General features: G+C 37.2%; 14 protein-coding genes. 11 read left to right on the plus strand and 3 right to left on the minus strand.

Translation table 11 applies throughout. The annotated features are described in order from the left end of the window. Window positions 1-306: 306 nt before the first annotated feature. The 6 genes from A5889_RS12585 (at window position 307) to A5889_RS12610 (ending at window position 6,832) form a co-directional block, all read left to right on the plus strand. On the plus strand, window positions 307-1,050 hold the full coding sequence (locus A5889_RS12585) for a signal peptidase I (protein WP_087642217.1): 744 nt from the start codon (window positions 307-309) through the stop codon (window positions 1,048-1,050). Window positions 1,051-1,146: 96 nt separating this feature from the next. Continuing rightward, window positions 1,147-2,193 carry a BsaA family SipW-dependent biofilm matrix protein gene (locus tag A5889_RS12590; protein WP_087642218.1) on the plus strand — a complete coding sequence of 349 codons (1,047 nt, stop codon included), beginning with the start codon at window positions 1,147-1,149 and terminating at the stop codon, window positions 2,191-2,193. Between the two features lie 38 nt (window positions 2,194-2,231). Then, the gene (locus A5889_RS12595; RefSeq protein WP_087642219.1) at window positions 2,232-2,990 is read left to right on the plus strand and encodes a hypothetical protein; all 759 of its coding nucleotides are present in this window, start codon (window positions 2,232-2,234) and stop codon (window positions 2,988-2,990) included. A gap of 29 nt (window positions 2,991-3,019) precedes the next feature. Continuing rightward, entirely contained in the window at window positions 3,020-3,877 is an 858-nt protein-coding gene (locus A5889_RS12600) for a BsaA family SipW-dependent biofilm matrix protein (RefSeq protein WP_087642220.1), read from the plus strand. A gap of 17 nt (window positions 3,878-3,894) precedes the next feature. Beyond that, the gene (locus A5889_RS12605) at window positions 3,895-4,554 is read left to right on the plus strand and encodes a hypothetical protein (RefSeq protein ID WP_176372907.1); all 660 of its coding nucleotides are present in this window, start codon (window positions 3,895-3,897) and stop codon (window positions 4,552-4,554) included. Window positions 4,555-4,585: 31 nt separating this feature from the next. Next, window positions 4,586-6,832: a vWA domain-containing protein gene (locus tag A5889_RS12610; protein WP_087642221.1), complete on the plus strand. Its 2,247-nt coding sequence runs from the start codon at window positions 4,586-4,588 to the stop codon at window positions 6,830-6,832. Between the two features lie 22 nt (window positions 6,833-6,854). On the opposite strand, the gene A5889_RS12615 is transcribed toward A5889_RS12610, so the two are convergent. Next, window positions 6,855-7,727 (minus strand): helix-turn-helix domain-containing protein, encoded by an 873-nt coding sequence (locus tag A5889_RS12615; RefSeq protein WP_087642222.1) that lies wholly within the window; start codon window positions 7,725-7,727, stop codon window positions 6,855-6,857. 231 nt (window positions 7,728-7,958) lie between these two features. Here A5889_RS12615 and A5889_RS12620 point away from each other — a divergent pair, with 231 nt between their 5' ends. The 5 genes from A5889_RS12620 (at window position 7,959) to A5889_RS12640 (ending at window position 16,810) form a co-directional block, all read left to right on the plus strand. Then, on the plus strand, window positions 7,959-10,409 hold the full coding sequence (locus A5889_RS12620) for a SpaA isopeptide-forming pilin-related protein (RefSeq protein ID WP_087642223.1): 2,451 nt from the start codon (window positions 7,959-7,961) through the stop codon (window positions 10,407-10,409). Window positions 10,410-10,543: 134 nt separating this feature from the next. Continuing rightward, complete coding sequence (locus A5889_RS12625; RefSeq protein WP_140405352.1) at window positions 10,544-10,732, plus strand: serine-rich class II lanthipeptide; 189 nt, start codon at window positions 10,544-10,546, stop codon at window positions 10,730-10,732. A gap of 123 nt (window positions 10,733-10,855) precedes the next feature. After that, the gene (gene lanM / locus A5889_RS12630) at window positions 10,856-13,969 is read left to right on the plus strand and encodes a type 2 lanthipeptide synthetase LanM (RefSeq protein ID WP_087642224.1); all 3,114 of its coding nucleotides are present in this window, start codon (window positions 10,856-10,858) and stop codon (window positions 13,967-13,969) included. Window positions 13,970-13,988: 19 nt separating this feature from the next. Continuing rightward, window positions 13,989-16,127 carry a peptidase domain-containing ABC transporter gene (locus tag A5889_RS12635; protein ID WP_254909579.1) on the plus strand — a complete coding sequence of 713 codons (2,139 nt, stop codon included), beginning with the start codon at window positions 13,989-13,991 and terminating at the stop codon, window positions 16,125-16,127. 62 nt (window positions 16,128-16,189) lie between these two features. Continuing rightward, the gene (locus A5889_RS12640) at window positions 16,190-16,810 is read left to right on the plus strand and encodes a recombinase family protein (protein WP_087642226.1); all 621 of its coding nucleotides are present in this window, start codon (window positions 16,190-16,192) and stop codon (window positions 16,808-16,810) included. A 72-nt stretch (window positions 16,811-16,882) separates the two neighbouring features. On the opposite strand, the gene A5889_RS12645 is transcribed toward A5889_RS12640, so the two are convergent. Next, window positions 16,883-17,932 carry a chitinase gene (locus A5889_RS12645; RefSeq protein WP_087642227.1) on the minus strand — a complete coding sequence of 350 codons (1,050 nt, stop codon included), beginning with the start codon at window positions 17,930-17,932 and terminating at the stop codon, window positions 16,883-16,885. A 31-nt stretch (window positions 17,933-17,963) separates the two neighbouring features. Then, entirely contained in the window at window positions 17,964-18,548 is a 585-nt protein-coding gene (locus A5889_RS12650; RefSeq protein ID WP_087642228.1) for a lytic polysaccharide monooxygenase, read from the minus strand. Window positions 18,549-18,683: the final 135 nt, after the last annotated feature.

Consider the following 18,683-nt stretch of genomic DNA (forward strand, 5'->3'; position numbering starts at 1 on the left):
ATAAACTAATGTTTTTTATAGAAATGAAATACCAGTTTTTACTTTTAGAGGAAACACACGAGAAATACGGTTTGATGGGCTTTATGCTGATCGCTGTATTTCTTTTTTGCGTTTTAGTTGATTTTCTCAATATCATTAGTTTTTTGGAAGCTTTGATCAGATAAGAATGTTGAGGAATAGGTAATCTCAAGTAGATTAAATGATGATATCAGCGATAAGTTGGTTTTCTTAAGCTAACAGTGTGTGGTTCTAATAAACATGAATGAATAAAACAAGGTGATTGTGGACGAAATGAGGGTTTGATAAATGGTAGAAGAGCAACAGAAAAAAAGGAAGAAAAAAAAAGGCAATGCGCAAATAAAATCATCAAAACAATCCATAAATAAAATAAATTCAGAAAATAAAAAATCAAACCCAAAAAAGAAAGCGAGAAAATCACCTCCTAGTTCTAAAAAGAGTAAAAATAAGGGACATTCAGAAAGAAGAAAACCGATTCCAAAGCAAAAGAGAAATCCCTTGTATACATTTATTTTTAATGTTTTCTTTTATAGTTTTATTTCATTCATGGTTATTGGATCGATATTGTTTGCAACAAGCAAGAGTTCAGACAGAAGTGTTCTTGGTTATCGTTTCTTTGGTGTTTTAACTGATTCAATGGTGCCAAGAGATCCTAAAACTCAAAAAGGCGGCTTTCATTCTGGAGACATTATTGTCGTGAAAAATATTGAAGGTGACTCAGCAAAGGTGGGAGACATCATTACCTTTAAGCCTAGCATCAACAGCACTGCTTTTTTGACACATAGAGTAAAAAAGAAAATGGATCATTTAGGTGATACCAAAGGGACCTACTATATCACACAAGGAGATGCAAATAAAGCGGAGGACGTCCCTATAAGTGAAAAACAAGTAGTTGGTAAAAAAGTTTTTGCGATACCTAAAGTAGGCGGCATTTTGAACTTTGTCAGTGAAAATCTACTGGTGTCGATCATTTTCTTAGTTTCAGTCTTTGGTTTTATCACGATTATTCGCTATTACATTTTAAACAAATAACGGTAATTTCTTTTTGATCAAGAAGAAAAGAGTATCTCGACTTCAACTTGATCAAAAGGTGAATTATATAAAAAAATTGGGGAAGGAAGTAAAAAGATGCAAAAAAACAAGAAGAAAAAAATATTGGCCTTAGCAAGCGGATTTGCGCTTGTTGCTGTAATGGCAGCGACATTTGCCTGGTTCACGAGTGAGGACCAAAAAACCAACCACTTTGAAGGTCAAATCGCAACAGGAAAAGATATCGAGGTAGTGGAAACATTTGAACCGCCGACCGAATGGGAACCAGGTTCAGAAGTAAACAAAGATGTGGCAATTGCCAATATTGGTAAATATGACACATTGATCCGTGTATCTTTAAGTGAGTCATTACAATTATTGAAAGATCATAACGCAAAACAAACAACAGGTGCAGAGCTTGAAAATCAAACAAGCAAAACTGTTTATGTATTACCAGGAACAGACGCACCAGCAGGATTTACAGATTCTGTCTTTGATGGAGCTGCACCAACATTAACTGTTGCTGCGGGTGAATTCAGTGGAACTTATACATTAAAAGTAAAAGAAAAAGCTGAAACTGTCGGCACAAAAACAACTTATACGTACCGTTATGCGTTTGAAAAAGGCGGCATACTTTACCACGCTAGCGGAGTTGACGGATTTGAACGTAATGCGTCTAATCAAATCAAAGTGAAATCAGGCACACCATCATTAAGCTATGTTTCATTAGAATATAATGCTGCAGACGAAAGAACTTGGACAGATGCACCGATCTACACACCAACATTCACTGCAGACGGTACTTTAATTTGGAATGCACCAGCTGCTACAGGTTCTGGAAATATTCAAGTATCATTCAACAATATTACAACAGATCCTACAGTTGCTGACAAATGGTATTTCAATGCTGCTGATGGTTACTTCTACTACACAAGTGTTGTTGCACCAGGCGTAAATACATCACAATTGATGGACGCTGTTAAATTGCTTGGAACTGCTGGTAATGAATACAGCAAACTAATCTACGATTTAACTGTTAAAGGTCAAGGAATCTCAGCATACAAAGATGCTGTAGATCAATGGTTGCCAGCAGGCGTCAATGACCCATTAGCAACTGCACTAAAAGCTTTAGTACCAGCTAAATAATAAAAAGAAACAACTATCTATTTTAAGGAGGAAGAAGGATGAAGAATCAGCACAGGGGGAAAGGAAAGCTTTTGATCGGGCTTATATTGATATTTAGCCTATTGATTGCTTTTAAACCTGTTGAAGCTAGAGGTGAGTCCGCTCTTCCTTCTGGGATGGTAGTTGGCGATGACCAAGGAATTAAAGTCAATAGTGATGGGAAATACTTGATCGATATTCGTGATGTCGCACCTGGTAAAAAATGGTCTACTAAAATTACGATCATCAATGTGGAGAAAGATATCCCGTATCAATTAACCATGACTAGCAGTAAACCGACATTGATCGAAGGAAATCTTGATTTATCCAAAGCTATTCAAATGAGTTTATTTCTTGATGGAAAAGAAGTGTATCAAGGACCTTTGTCAGGTGTTAGTAAAGCAAGAAATTTACAAGATAAAGCAAATCCCTTAAATTTAGGCATCTATAAGGGAGGCGATACTCATTTATTAGAAGCCAAATTTGAGTTGGATGGTAAGTCCTACACAAATCGGGATTTTTTCAAAAAGAACGTAGTCGAAAATATTTGGAACTTTAAAGCAGTTAAAACAGAATTACCAGATACAAAAGGACCAGACAAGCCTAAAAATATCATTGACACAGTAAAAGATCGACTGTCATTTCCAAAAACAGGTGAACAATGGCGTGAAGCTTTGTTATTCATGTGTATTGGCCTATTTTTGATCTTGATCGTCCTATTGATCTTGAAGCATAAAAAAAATGAGCAAGGAAAGAAAAATAAAAAATGGATTTCTTAGAACGATCAAAAGACAGGAGGAAATAGCGTGTGAAAAAGAAGTTAGCGAAAAAGAAAAAAAATACTCGCAGAAAAAAGTTTAAACTCCATGCCAAACTAATCATTGCAGTCTGCGCGTTTCTTTTTTCTGGTTTGATGGTTCTAGGAAGTACATATGCTTGGTTCGTTTCAGAAGACGAAGAAAACAACCATTTTGTGGGAGCGAGGTTATCAGCTGAAATCGTTGAAGATTTCGTCCCGGATTTCGAATGGCAGTCAGGAATGACAGTAAAAAAAGTCGTTCGTGTCAAAAACACTGGAAACATGCCTGCCTTTGTTCGGATCAGCTTATATGAATATTTACTGATGTTCAAAATAGATGTGGCAGATCAGACAGGGAATGGGAATTTAGCTCTTTCGCCCAATGCCGTACAGCCGATTGCAGAAATAGAGCATCCAAAAAACTGGGCAAATGCAGCAGCAGGAGGCGGGACATATCTTTATGATGGACATTATTATATTGCTAAAAGTGCAGTGATCCCAGCTAATACCGCAGATCGATACAAGTTCAAAGATGCTGCTCGCAACGGAACAGATTTGAAATGGTTCAAAGTGAACTTTCCAACGAATATCTACGAAAGTTTGCCAGCAAGTGGGACACAAAACTACTGGCTATATCAAGATGGTTATTTTTATTACTCAGAATTATTAGAGCCAAATGACTTAACAACACCGATTGTTGAGAGTGTTTCACTGGATCAAAGTGCACCAAACAAATTTAAGGGAGCTCTTTATAAGTTAGAACCAGTAATGGACGCTCACGATGCCACGCAAATTTTGTTGAGTAATTGGGAGATCACACCGTCAAGCCCAGCAGCCAATTTATATAAAGATCGGCTAAGTGACTAAAAAGAGGAGGAGCCATTTTGAAAACAAAAAAATCGAAAAAGAAAATTAAAATAGCGAAATCCCTCTTTTTACTTACGAGCGCAGCGATCATTTTGGTGATGGTGTCATTGGGATTGCATCGAACGTATGCAGCTTTAACAGATAGTGATCAAAAAGAAAATGATTTTAGAGTAGGAAATGTTCAGACAGAGATCAAAGAAGAATTTGATCCGCCAAGTATTTTTGAGCCAGATAAAGAATATTCAAAAAAAGTCCAGATAACAAATACTGGTGAACAGGATATCTTTATTCGAGTGTTAGCTTTACCAAGTATCACCAAACAACAATCGAATGGTTCAACGCTCTTATTGCCAGCTACTACAGAAGGAAGCAACCCGGTTTTGACGATCGATTACAATCTGACAGATTGGATCAACGGACAGGATGGTTATTTCTATTATAAAAAGAAACTAGCGAAAAATGAACAGACAGCAGTTCTTTTTACGAAAGTAAAAATGAATCAGGCGGCAATTACAGAGGAATATGAAAATGTTTCATTGACCATTGAAATCAAAGCAGAAGGCATCGGAACAACGAAATATTCTTATCGAGATGCTTGGTGGAACGCTGAGACACCGACCACCGGCCCGCTTTTAGATGTTGATAATGCATTGAAAGGACAAACAAGCGGTCAATAAGAGTAAAAATCTAGAGAAAGAAGGTGCACTCATGAAAAAGGGAAGAAGAAAGAAATTACGTTTTTTTCATTGGATGATGATTGTTGCAAGTTTGATTGGATTAGTTTATTTTGCACAGTCGGCACTCTTATATACGAATGCGCCTATCAAAGCTGCTTTGAAGACTGATCTTCAACCTGGGGAAGTGAAATTGAGTAAGACCGCTAAACCGGTAGAGGGTATGGTCAACCAGTGGGATATCACCGTTCGGATCGAAGGACGTAATCAATTTCCACCGCCGCCAACGGATATTGTTTTAATCATTGATACTTCAGGAAGTATGGAAGAAAATGATCGAATGATCAAAGCTAAGAGCGCCGCAGAAAAATTTGTAAACATGGTGCTCCACAAAGATTATGTCAATCGAATCGCTTTAGTTACTTATAATTCCACTGTGACGAATTATACATTCAATCAGGCTGGATGGAGTGATCAATTTGTTGATTACGCCCATAAAAGTCTATTGATCGATAAAATCAAAGAATTAGAACCCGTTGTCAACGGAGGAACCTTTACACAAGCTGGAATCAAATCTGCAACAGAAGTCATGGCAAAAGCTACTGGAGAAAAGAGAAACATCGTACTTATTTCTGATGGAGTACCAACCTATAGCTATCCGCCTACTGCACCTTATAACCAATTAAGCGGGATGGAGCTTTTTGATTATCCTAGTGGTGCTGCAGGATATAACTATTATGAAAGTGTCAAAACGATTCCAGAAGCCAATTTTGACTACAGTAAACCTTACGGAAATGGTGCTAAATATCGTATTGGTGCATTTGCACCAGAATATGAGCAAATGCCCACAGGCTCTAAAAATCGTTTGATGGCCAATCATGCACATAGCGCGATTGCTCAAGCAACCATTACTAAAAACGAAAAAATGTCGAATGGTGACTTTTTAGTAACAGATTTCTATACGATCGGTGTGGATTTAGATTCCGCTTCTCAAGATGATGAAATCAAAACGGGGAATCAGACCTTGAAAGAAATTGCCTCATCAGAAGATAAATGTTTTGCTGCAACTGCAGATAATTTAGATGACATTTTAAGTGGCATTGCCGGTGAAATCGTCGGTGCCATCAAATCAGCCCATGTCGTAGATCCGATGGGAACAGGTTTTGTTATGAATGGCAGTGAGTCTGTCACTCAAGGGAATTCTGAAGCGAAGGATGTTTTAGGTGTAAAAACGATCAATTGGGATGTAGGAACACTCAAAACGCCTGTTTCAAATGATCCAGATGAAGATGTGATGTATGCGGAAATGACCTATCGAGTAGATGCGACAAATGATGTCTTAAAACCTAATGTGATCGATACAAATGGATTAGCTAAAACAAATGGCAAAACAACGATCGTTTACAAAAGATACGATGATACGGTCATACCGTCAGAATTTGAGGTCCCTAGTGTCAAACCAATTATTGTAAGCTTACAAAAGAAACTCCTGGATGAAGACGGTAAGGAAGTGACAGAGAAGTCTGATTCGTTTGATTTTAAATATGGGAATGATCAATATACAGGGAACGATACATTTACACTTTTCCCGACTGAAGTGAAAAAAATCGTCCATCCATGGAAAGCTAGTCAAGAATACACGATTGAAGAACTACTAAAGTCGACACAAGACTATGAGACGCAAATAGAGATCAACGGACAAGTAACAGCAGGAACCAAAGATGTCTTCAAATTCGATTCGGTAAATGGACAATACACCGATCAACAAATCATTGTCACAAATACAAGAATCGCTCAAATAAGAAAAGTGTATCTAAATATTCGACAAGCTGTAATCGGCCCAAATGAAGAGCTGGTGATCCCTTCAAAAGGATATTTTACATCTGATATTGAAAACACTGATCAAACGAGCAATATAATTTCTAAAAGCACAACAAAAGATACGCCAGCCGAAGTATCTGAATCCCTATTTATGAAATATGAACTTATGTTGAAAAAAGGAGAAACAAAAGTATCTATTAGCGATATCATTCCAGAATACTATCAATTTGCAGGATATATTGTTTCTTCAACGAATCAGAATCTGAATACAACACATATTTCAAGTAATACGAGTGGATTAATGAAAACGAATAAGGCAGAACTAGATTATCAAACGAACGAAGAATACTGGCTGACGATGTTTATTACACCAAAATTGGGAACAACTAACGATGGTGACAAAGAAACATCACCTAGACCTTATAGTTGGGCATACAAAGTAAATCAATTTGGTCAGTAATAATATAAAAAACAAATAAAAATCAATTAATTTGATTTGATTGCAAAATACTTTGATAGTCTTCAACGATTTTACAATAATCTAAGGTCTCTAGGATATCTAAGTATTTTGCTATTTCAGGTGTCAATTGTTTAGATGTATCAGCTGAATGGGCAATCGCATGATTTAAGCGGGCAATAAGCATTTCAAATAGCCGATAATCTGATTGTGCATTAGCGATGGCAAGTTTAGAAAAATCCATGGCATGTTGATAGTCTTTATAATTTAAACATAACGAGGAGAGATTTAAATAAATTCTCAGTTTTGTATCTTGTAAAGTTTCAATTTGATTCAAAGGATCGATTTTATCGGTCACTAATGTTCCTAAAGCGATCGCCTCTGAGGGCGAAAAACAATAAAGAGAATTGTTCAAAAGTTTTAGCTCATACAGGTACCATTTATCTACACCGATCAAATAGTTTTTGATTGGGCTCATAAGTTGCTGTAAAGAAGGATTTTGCGGTGTTTCTTCGTTTGTAAAATTTATTTGAAGCATCGCCTGCGTAATCAAAAAAAGATGATAATACTTTTCATTTTTTGTTGTTTGATAGCGTTGATCAGCAAGCTGTTTCAACGTCTCAAGGTAAGCTTTATCTTTTTTAAAAACAGCATGACTTAATTCGTAGTATAACTGGTTTTCAGCGGGAAAATACTCTGGGTCAAGTAAGTTAAGAAACTCTTCAACAGACAGAAATAGTTTCTCCAAGATCAATAAGAATTTATCGAATGAGGGCATGCTGACATTTGATTCAATTAAGTAGTAAGTTTGTCTAGTCATTATTCCTGAATAAACATTTTTTTGGCTGAGACCTTTTTCAATTCTGATTTTTTTTATTAATGATCCATAATTATTCAAAAAAAAATCTCCTTTCTGGGTATAAAATACTTTACCGACTGAAAAAATTTACTTCCTGTGTGTTATTATAACAAAAAAATAAATAACTAATTAAAAAAGTTAATATTTAGATTAATTTTTTTAGATTAGGAAGGAGCTGAATAAATATGGTTCTGTTACTTGTATGGTTTATTACATTTTAATTGTCTGTAGAGTTCAAATTAATTAATAGTTAGGGGCGTTTATTAAAGTATGAAACAAAAGCTTAGTTATGTACTTATTCCATTTATCATGGTTTTCATTGCGTTGGGGTTGCTTAATGGACCAACAGCAGAAGCAACAAGTACGAATGCAACATGGTCAACAGCAACAAATTCAACAACAGTTGGTCTTCCCAACTTGGGTGATGTCCAAAATAATGTTTTACAGACTCAACAGCCGACAGCTAGATTTTTAGGCGTAACTTGTTATGCAGGTGTTCAAGTAATCAAATATGATTCAAAAACGAATGCAAGATTAGCTGGAGCAGAATTTACGATCTATGATTCATGGGGGCGTGCTGTTCAAGTCATCCAGTCAAATGCAAACGGGATTGCTCAAACAACTACCTTACCTTTAGGTAACTATTCGATCCGAGAAACAAAAGCACCGAGCGGCTATCAGCTTGAATCTAGTCGTATGTATTTTTCTCTAATGAGAAGTGGTCAACTACTTTGCTTGACGAAATGTAATGTTCCGCTACCAGAGCAAAAAGGCGGACTGCAAGTAGTCAAAACGAATGAGTCAAATCAAGTGTTGGCTGGTGCTGTTTTCGATGTATATAATTCCAACAATCAGCTTGTAGGAAGAATTACCACTGGTGCAAATGGAGTAGCTGCGTTAAGCAATTTACCTTTTGGCACATATAAACTAGTTGAAGTTCAAGCACCAAACGGTTATGAAGTAGATTCAACGCCGAAATATGTGACGATTTCTTCAACAAATAAAACTGTAACGATTTATGTCACTAATAAAAAAGCTACAGGTAAGATCTTGATCGTTAAACAAAGTGTGGAAGGCAGATTACTATCAGGTGCTACTTTCCAAGTATACAATGCAAACAATCAGTTAGTTGGAACGGTCACTACAAGTGATAGTGGGTTTGCTACGTTGAACGATCTACCTTATGGCACTTACAAATTAGTTGAAACAAAAGCGCCGGACGGCTATGAACTAGATCCAACACCGCATTATGTCACTATCTCAAAAGATACACCAAATGGGGTTGCAAGTATTGCCATTGTCAATAAGAAAAAAGTCACGACAGGTAACCTTGAAGTCATCAAAAAAGATGAAGAAGGAAAATTACTTGCAGGAGCAGAATTCAATGTATTCAACGCAAATAACCAATTAGTCGGAACGGTTACAACAGATGCAAATGGTGTAGCGACATTAAATGATCTACCTTTTGGCACCTATAAATTGATTGAAACAAAAGCGCCGGCAGGCTATGAGTTAGATGCGACACCGCATTATGTGACGGTATCTGAAAATGATCCGAACGGAAAAGTCAGCATTACAGTGGTGAATAAAAAAGAACAAACAACAGGTAACCTTGAAGTCATCAAAAAAGATGAAGAAGGGAAGCTCTTAGCAGGAGCAGAATTCGAAGTATACGATAGTAATGATCAGTTAGTAGGGAAAGTTACAACAGATGCTAACGGAGTCGCTACTTTAGCAGATTTACCATATGGTACGTACAAATTGATCGAAACAAAAGCACCGGACGGTTATGAAATGGATGCGACACCAAAATATGTCACACTTTCTAAAACAGATCCAAACGGCAAAGCAACGATCGAAGTCTTGAATAAAAAAGAAGTCGTACCTGAGACTGGTTCATTGAAAATCATCAAATATGTTCAAGGATCAGATCCAATCGAATATTTAGCAGATGCAGTCTTTGAAGTCTATGATACAGATACACAATTATTAGGCACATATACAACAGATCAAAATGGAGAAATTCTCCTAAATGATTTGGCGCCTGGTAAATATTATGTAATAGAAGTACAAGCACCTCCTGGTTTTGAAGAAGATACAACCTTCTATGAAATCACGGTAGAAGCTGGAAAAGTTGCTGAAATCAGACATGCCAATGTGAAAAAGGAAAACTTAGGTAGTCTAAAAGTCACCAAATATGCATTGGATGAAGATGGGTTTGAGACAGAAAATGTTTTACCTAACGCTGAATTTTCAGTAACAGATTCAAATGGGAATGTTCATACAGGAACAACGGATGCTAATGGAGAAGTCTTCTTCTCTAACTTGCCGGTAGGTGAGGTTGTCATCGCAGAAACGAAAGCACCGGACGGCTATGAACTAGATGCTCCACAACAAACCAATACCATTGAAGTCGGTAAAATTGCAGAAAATGTTTTCTACAATAAACCGAAGCAAATTCAAGGACGTGCTTTAGTCTATGTCTCAAGTACAGATGCTAAGCAAGTTTTAAGTGGTTTAGAATATCAAATTACTTGTACGAAAGGTAATGCCTTAGAAACAACTGCTATTACCAATAGTTTTGGCCAAATCAGTATTTACTTACCGCCTGGTGAGTATGAAATTGCGCCATTGATCAAAGCAAAAACAACATCCGTTGTTAAACCAACAAGCTTTAAAATCGAACCAAACAAATTTACGATCATTAGATTATCTATTTAATCTGTGGGTGTAAATACTAAATTTTGTTTTAAGCTGGACGATTGGTGTTCAAAGCAAACGTCCAGTTTAAATAGATAAATAATAAATGTGCACACTTTATTATTAGGAAAAAACATAATGGGAGGAAAAAAACTATGAACAAAACTGCTGAAAAAAAAGTTGGAAAATCTTTTGAAGAATTAACACCAGAAGAAATGAATAAAGTACAAGGGAGCTTCTTCGGATGGAGCTGGTCTTCATCTTCATCATCTTCATCATCAAGTAGCTGTTACTCTACAAGATGTAGCTATAGCTGCTGCTCTTCAAGATGTTGCGGTTGGTAATCTAAAATAACTCGATGCTAGATAAGTTGCCTTTAAAAAAGGCAATTTATCTAGCACTTATTTTTAATATGGAACTAATTCAGGAGAATTTACATAAATAAATTGATTTAAAGGAGACTAGCTATGAGTCTTAATAATTTAGCTAAAGCAACCTCGATCCGTCAACGATATGATCTATTAAAAAAATACTATGTTGGGAAAACAGAATCACCGAATACCTCATCACTTGAAAACTATAAAAAATGGCGAAGCCGACCGACTACGGTAACGGATGAACGATTTGAAGAAATCCTCCAGTCTGCAAGATTGACAAAAGAAGAGTTTGATCTGGCCATCAAAGAATTGACAGAAGAAGAAAAAGACTATATTTTTTCAGAAATTCAAACAGATGATTGGCTTCAAATGACACAAGAGATTTTGGAACAGGATGATCATCTTGTCAATGACGTGTTTGACGAAAGCAAAGCTAATTTTACTTATGCCTTACGTCTGCATATCGATTATTTTGAACGGAAGCTCAAAGAAATCTTGAAAGAGTTTTCAGAAGTAGAGGTGCAAGCGAGCGCAATGATGGATTATGTCGGTGAAGTCATCAATCGATTCATGGATATCGGGCTTAGAACCTATGTATATGATTTACACGTAACGAAAGAAAAGCTGGAAATAGAGCCGGAACTTGATGAGAAAAAGGCGTTTCAAAAGTACCTCATCTCTCGTTTTGATTCAAAAGAAAAAGTAGCAGACTTTTTTGCTCACTATCCAGTATTAGCAAGGCTATATGCAGAAACTATCAGCTTTCAGCTTGTTAACTTTAAAGAGCTGATGGAAGCACTTGATGAAAGTCAGGATGAATTGAATGACATTTTCAAACTAAGACTTCCTCTTAGTTTGACTGGGTTAAAAATGGGTGCTGGAGATTCACATGATCGTGGGAAATCAGTGGCAATTTTAACGTTTCATGGAGAATCAGAACTTGTTTATAAACCAAAAAATTTAGCTATTAGTGAGCGTTTTGATCGGTTTGTGGCAGAGGTACAAAAATTAGATGCGTCATTTGATTTTTATTTAACAACTAAAATAGTGAAAGAAAACTATTCGTTTGAAGAACGTTTGCTTTATCTGGAATGTGTAACAGAGGCAGACGTGCATCACTATTATCGTCAATTTGGTCAAACGATTGCTTTAGTATATTTGCTTAACGGTAATGATTTTCATTTAGAAAACGTCCTGGCTTTTGAAAAGTATCCTGTATTGATCGATTTGGAAACGATCATTCAAAATCATTTTCCAATGCCAGACAGCCAAAATGCGATCGTTAAAGTAATGCAGGAGAATGGTGAATCCGTAGTGATGAGCGGTTTAGTGCCGATTTATCTTTTTGAAGAACGTGCGGAAGAAGATGTCGAAGGTGCATCAAAAGGAATTCAACTGAGTGCTTTGAGTGGGGGAGAACAAAAATTACCGTATAAGGTTTTGAAGCTTGTCAATTTTGATTCTGTGAATATGCAGTTTTTATATCAAGAGCATATCACCGATGCTGCTGAAAATATTCCAATGTATCACGGAGAAAAAGTTGATTTTGTTCCATATATCGACACCATTGTGAAAGGCTTTAAGGAGTTTTCTGCTTTTGCACTGAATAATCAAGAAACATTGGCGGAAATCGTAGAAAATATTTTTTCAGATTGTCTTGTTCGTAATGTGATCAAAACAACGCAAAGCTATGGAGATCTCCTTGATTATTCCACACACCCGACATGTATGGTCGACTACATCGAAAGAGAAAAATTATTCGAAAATCTTTGGATGCATGGATATTCCAATGCTCAGCCTGTGCCGTTTGAAGTAAGAGATATGCTTCAGCATGACGTGCCGATTTTCTTCAATCCTACTAGCAGTCGTGATCTTGTTGCTAGTCAAGGAGAAGTGATCAAGGATATGTATCCTGATAGAGCAATCGATTTAGAGGTAGCAAAAGTCAAAGGTTACTCCAAACAAGAAGAAACAGAACAGCTGGATTATTTAAAAACATCCTTTGGCCTGTATCACTCAACAGATCTCCAAGAAAAACGAGTTCCGTTAAAAGACATCACTGGACAAACGATTTTTGAAAAGGGTGCCTATGCAATTGGTGAAGCAATCCTTGAAGCTGCCTTTTTGGGAGAAGATTCGATCGCTTGGAAAGATATTGAAGAATCTTCGCCTGACAATTATGTGGTCAATGTGATGAACGAGAATTTTTATGATGGTATTACAGGAATGTATTTGTATTTCAGTGAACTCTATTATGCACTAAAAGAGCCGCAATTTAAAGAAGCTTATCAATTAGCCGAAAAGCTAGTGCTGAAACTTGAAGAAGATTATGTAGACAGTGTTTCTGCATTCTACGGTTCTTTTGCAGCAGTCTATCCTTTACTTTATACCTATAGAATGACCAAAGAAGAGCAATTGCTGCAGGCTGCGGAATCGATTGCTGAAAAATATATGACCAACTATGATCCGGAAACGATTGAAAGCTATGACTGGAATGGCGGGACGGCCTCGATCATTAAAGTTTTTGTGCTTTTATATCAAGAAACGGGGCAGCGGCGCTATTATGATTTTGCGAAACGATTATTATTCGATTTGGACTTAAACAAGGTAACGCAAGGTGGATTTGCTCATGGTTATTCAGGAGTGATCCATGCGGCCAATAGTTTGCTGACAGTTACAGATGATCTAGAAGTTGAATTGATCATAAAAAAATGTTTGATCAAAGAACGTACCACCTTTGATCCTAAGCAAAAAGGTTGGCTGGATCTCAGACCTGTACCGCCGATGGTCAATGACTTGTGGTGTTATGGTTCTACGGGGATTGGTTTAGCTTATTTGGATCTTTTGAATACTGGGTTTACGGATTCAAAATTGCAGTCAGAGGTTCAACTTGCGGCAGATCGTCTACTTGCACAGGATAAAAGAGATGACTGTCTCTGTCATGGAAATTTAGGGGACCTAGCCTTTTTGAATGCTTTCGGAGAAACAACTTTTGCAACTGCTGAACAGAAAGCAAAAATCAAGGAGAAACAAGAGAAAATAAAGACGAAAATCATGAACCAAGCCTATACCTTCGAAGGGTTGCCGACAATTCCTAAATACGGCTTATTTACTGGTTTATCTGGAATCGGCCATCAAATTTTACGAATGCATACCCCAGAAACAACAGCAGATGTATTAACACTGACTTTACCAAAAAAATAAGAAAGGGGGCGTTGTTTTGGTGAAAAAAGTTCCATTTATTGAGCAAAGTGAACATAGTGAATGTGGTCTTGCCTGTACCGCTATGGTATTGAATTATTATGATGATCATGTGACCTTGAGCCACTTGCGCGATGTCTATGGCGTACCCAAAGGTGGGAATACCTTAACCAATCTTTACCAAATTTTACTGGATAGAGGAATCGAAACGAAAGCGATCCGAGTACTGGAATTAGATGTTTTAGAAGAACAAACAGCACCAACGATTTGCTTTTGGGAAGAGCGACATTACGTTGTTTTAGAAAAGCTAACAGCGAAAGAGGCCATCATCCTTGATCCATCTACAGGGAGAAAAAAAATCAGACGAGAAGAATTCATCGCTGGTTTTTCAAATATTGCACTGATTTTAGTCGATATCGATGTCACTGTGTCACAAAGAAAAAAAGCAAAAAATGCGACATGGGTCATATTGAAAGATATTTTAAAGAGTAAAAAAGCGCGTGTAGCAGTTTTTATTTTATTAACGCTGCTTATACAAGGTGTGACGATCATCGTTCCACGAATCACCCAAATGATCATCGATGGTGCAGATTCTGTGGTCAGCAACGGGCTTCAGATCGGCTTAACTATTTTGGCGTTATTTATCGCCTATTATTTTTTACAGGTGGCCAGAGGTTTAGTATTGATTTTATTGGAAAACTTATTCGATCTAACCTTGATGAAAGAATTTATGCAAAAAATTATTCATCTGCCCTTGCGCTTTTTCATTAATCGTTCGACGGGTGATTTGATTTTTAGAGCGAATTTAAGTGTGATCATCCAGCAAATCATGAGCCAGCGAATGTTAACGATTTTTGTCGATTTCCTTTTCGTATTTATTTACTTGATTTTGATGATCAGCATGTCTGTTAAATTGACATTGATTGCAATTTTCGGTGCATTGCTTATGGGCTTGATTTCCGTAGTCAACTCGAGAAGAGTTCAAAGCATCACTAATAAAGAATTGATTGCCCAATCAAAAGTGCAGCGTATTTTAGTTGAATTGTTTGAAGGAATGGAGACCGTGAAGTCGTCAGGCTCTGAAAACGAGTTCTATACAAAGTGGCGGAATGAGTTCAAAAATCAAATTGGTTTACGGGCTGAGAAGAGTCGCTTTTCAACTTGGGTCAGAACGATTCAAACCTCGATTCAGTTTATTTTACCGATCACATTGATTTATATCGGATTGATGCAGGTCGTAGCCGGTCAGGTGACTTTAGGGGAACTGATCAGTTTTAATGCATTGGCAGGAGCTTTTATCACACCGATCGTTACAGTGTTTGATTCTTATACGGAGTTACTTTTATTGCGCTCTTATTTTGGTAAGCTGAATGAGATTTTAGAAGCCAAAGAGAGTCCTCGCTTAACACAGGCAGATGAAAAGATCACTCGTATTGATGAAATTGCAGCAAATGATATTTCATTCAAATACAGTCATTTTGAAGAAGAAATCTTGACGTCTGTTAGCTTCAAGATCGCAGCAGGAGAAAAAGTTGCGATCGTTGGGAAAAGCGGATCTGGAAAAAGTACGTTATTGAAGCTGCTGGCAGGCTTATATGATGTTAGTGCTGGAGACATTCGTTTTAATGATATCGATATAAGTAAAATTGATGAAACGTCTATAAAAAGCTGTGTGAGTATCGTGAATCAAAAGCCAACGATTTTTAATGCATCACTTTATGAAAATATCGTGTTGAATCAAAATGATGTCGCGCAAGAGCGGGTGGAACAGGCGATTTTTGATTCTAAAGTAGACGAAATCATAATGAACTTACCGTTAGGTTTGGAAACACAAATTTCAGAAGGCGGTATGAATTTGTCTGGCGGTCAGATGCAGCGGATTTCGATTGCTCGTGCGTTAGTCAAGGAAACAAGTTTATTATTGATGGATGAACCGACAAGCTCATTAGATAATATTTCGGAGAACTTCATTATGAATAGACTAAAAATGTATGACTTTACTTGTATCATCGTTGCCCATCGGTTAAATACGATCAAGCATTTCGATCGGATTTTGGTAATGGATCAAGGCAGAATCGTTGAAGAAGGAACACATGACGAACTATTGGAGTTAAAAGGACATTATTATTCCATTTATGTTGATCCGCAAAATATTAGTTAAGAGATGATAGGTGATTTTAAAAATAGGAGAAAACTCTTGGTTATCATAGGGGGAGAAAAGCTATGGCAGTTATTGGGTATATGCGTGTTAGTACACATCTTCAAAAATTTGATTCACAACAACAGGCACTGGATGATTACGGTGTAGATATGATTTTTAAAGAGTATGAAAGTGGACGGAAAAGCTTTCGAAATGAGCTAAACAAGGCATTAGATATTCTTGAACCGGGCGATACATTTGTGATTTTCAAATTGGACCGGTTAGCAAGGGGAACAAAGCAGTTGCTTGTTTTACTGGAGCGGTTCAATGAACTGAATATCAATTTTGTCAGTATTGAAAATAACATCGATACCTCAACACCAATGGGCCGATTCTTCTTTACGATCATGGGTGCTTTTGCCGAGATGGAAGCAGAATTGATTCGGGAACGTGTTTTAGCAGGACTGAATGCTGCAAAGCAAAAAGGAGTGGTTTTAGGTCGACCGCCTTTAGTTGATCAGGTCAATGAAGCGCTTGAGTTATACCATAACACGAAGCTTCCCGCTGAACAAATTTCAAAACGCTGCGGGATTTCGATTTCTACCTTGTATCATCATTTAAGAAAAGAAGGCGTTTATCGAACAAAAACGACGAATGACCTAATCGATATGGGCGAATTTATGGTTAGAGGTACTAAAAATTAACGTCAGTTAAATAAAAAAGAGAGGAAAACTAAACATCCGTTTAGTTTTCCTCTCTTTTTCTTTTATGACCTGTTACTGTAAAATTTGCGCATATCTTGTTGCAAATTCATTGTTGTATGATACACCATTGACATTTGTGCCGACATCCCAATTTGCTGACCAAGTCATCAAACCTTTGATTGGGTTGCCATCTTTTTTCAATTGCTCTAATGCTTTGTAGACAGCCGTTGGATCGATAACATAACCGCTTCCAGCAGCATCTACATTTGCTGGTAAACCTAAGACCAATTTATCGTTAGGGATTTTTAAGAATGTTCTTGTTCCGTGGATCATTGAATCAGACATGTAATAAAGGAATTCATACTTAAGTGTATCGTCACTTTGTGGGATCCACTTCATGATTTCATCTACCCAGACACCATCGCCACCTTGATTATATAATTGTGGCGCAATATAGTCATAGTAGCCATCCAAAGAGGTAATATATTTTTCATAAGCAGCACCTGGTTTTAAATAGGGGAATTCAGGCGCCATTGTGATAATGAAGTTTTTACCTTGTGCTTTATAGTGATTTTTTACAATTTTTAGTGCTGCTGGAATAACAGTCTGATTATCACCTGCCGTAATAGCAGATTGTTCTAAATCAATATCAAGTCCGTCAAACCCGTAAGTTTCTACTTGGCGGATGATTTCATTGGCAAATGCCTGCTCATCGCCAGCTTGTAATTGAATGTGAGCATCAGCTCCACCTAAAGCAAGTAATACAGCACGACCTTGACTGTTCAGCGTTGCTACATCTTGACGAAATGCTGCATCCGTTTTGTTGTAAGGGGCGAATGTCGGGATTCGACTGACACCGTCACTTTTCATAAAGGAAACAGGGACTACATTATAAGCTTTGTTGATGTCTGTTAAAGAGATATTTGCCGATGTTCCTTGTTTGTAGCCATCTCTTCCTTTAGACGCCCAGTTATGCCAATAGCCAACTAAAACCTTTTTATTTGCTACGCTGACCATATCACTGGCAGCATCAGCTGCTTCTACAGGTGTGCTGGTAAACAGACCACCGGCAAGGATACCGGAAACGATTAAAGCCGCTGGAATAAGTTGTTTGATTTTCATTCTAAATTCTCCTTTTGATCGATAAGTTGGATTATTTTACGTTCACGTCGATTGCTTGGTAAAATGCGTTTGTTGTATCATAGACGTTCCAAACTGCGTAAATAACATGATAGCCTTTACGATCAGCAGGGACAGTTACCGTGTGTTTAACACTTGCTTCAGGAATCGTCCCATTATCATCTACGGTACCGATCAAATCAAAATTTTTGATGTCTAAAGGTTGATTAGGGTTCCAACCTTGTTTTGTCATATAGTAGTTCCAAGTCGAAGTTCTGTGGCGTGCAGTCAGTGTCCAGGTAAGGCTAAGTGGACCTGCTGTAATATCTGATTTCACCCAGCGATCAGCAGTCTGCTCATCCAAAGGATCGAACCCGGTCACACCAGCACTTGCTAACTTTCCAGTAATAAAGGTATTTTTAGTAGCTTCAATACTTTGAGGCTCCCATTCAGCACGACCAACATTTTTGTTGACTTTTCCACCAGCAGCACTACCGAAGTATGCACGGCTTCCAGGTGAAGAAACATATCCGTGGGCATCAGCAACTGCGGTTGTAACGAATAATCCTCCGGCCAATAAACTAAGTGACAGAACAGCTTTTAACAATGTCTTTTTCACTCTAATTCCTCCTAAAAAATGTTTTTGTAGCGCTTACAAAAAGATTATAACATTCTTATATATATTATTCAAATAATATATATAATATAAAATAAATAATTTAAAAACGTATGATTTATACCTAAAAAAAACGAG

Source organism: Enterococcus sp. 9D6_DIV0238, from assembly GCF_002174455.2.
In the GTDB taxonomy this organism is placed as follows: domain Bacteria; phylum Bacillota; class Bacilli; order Lactobacillales; family Enterococcaceae; genus Enterococcus_L; species Enterococcus_L dunnyi.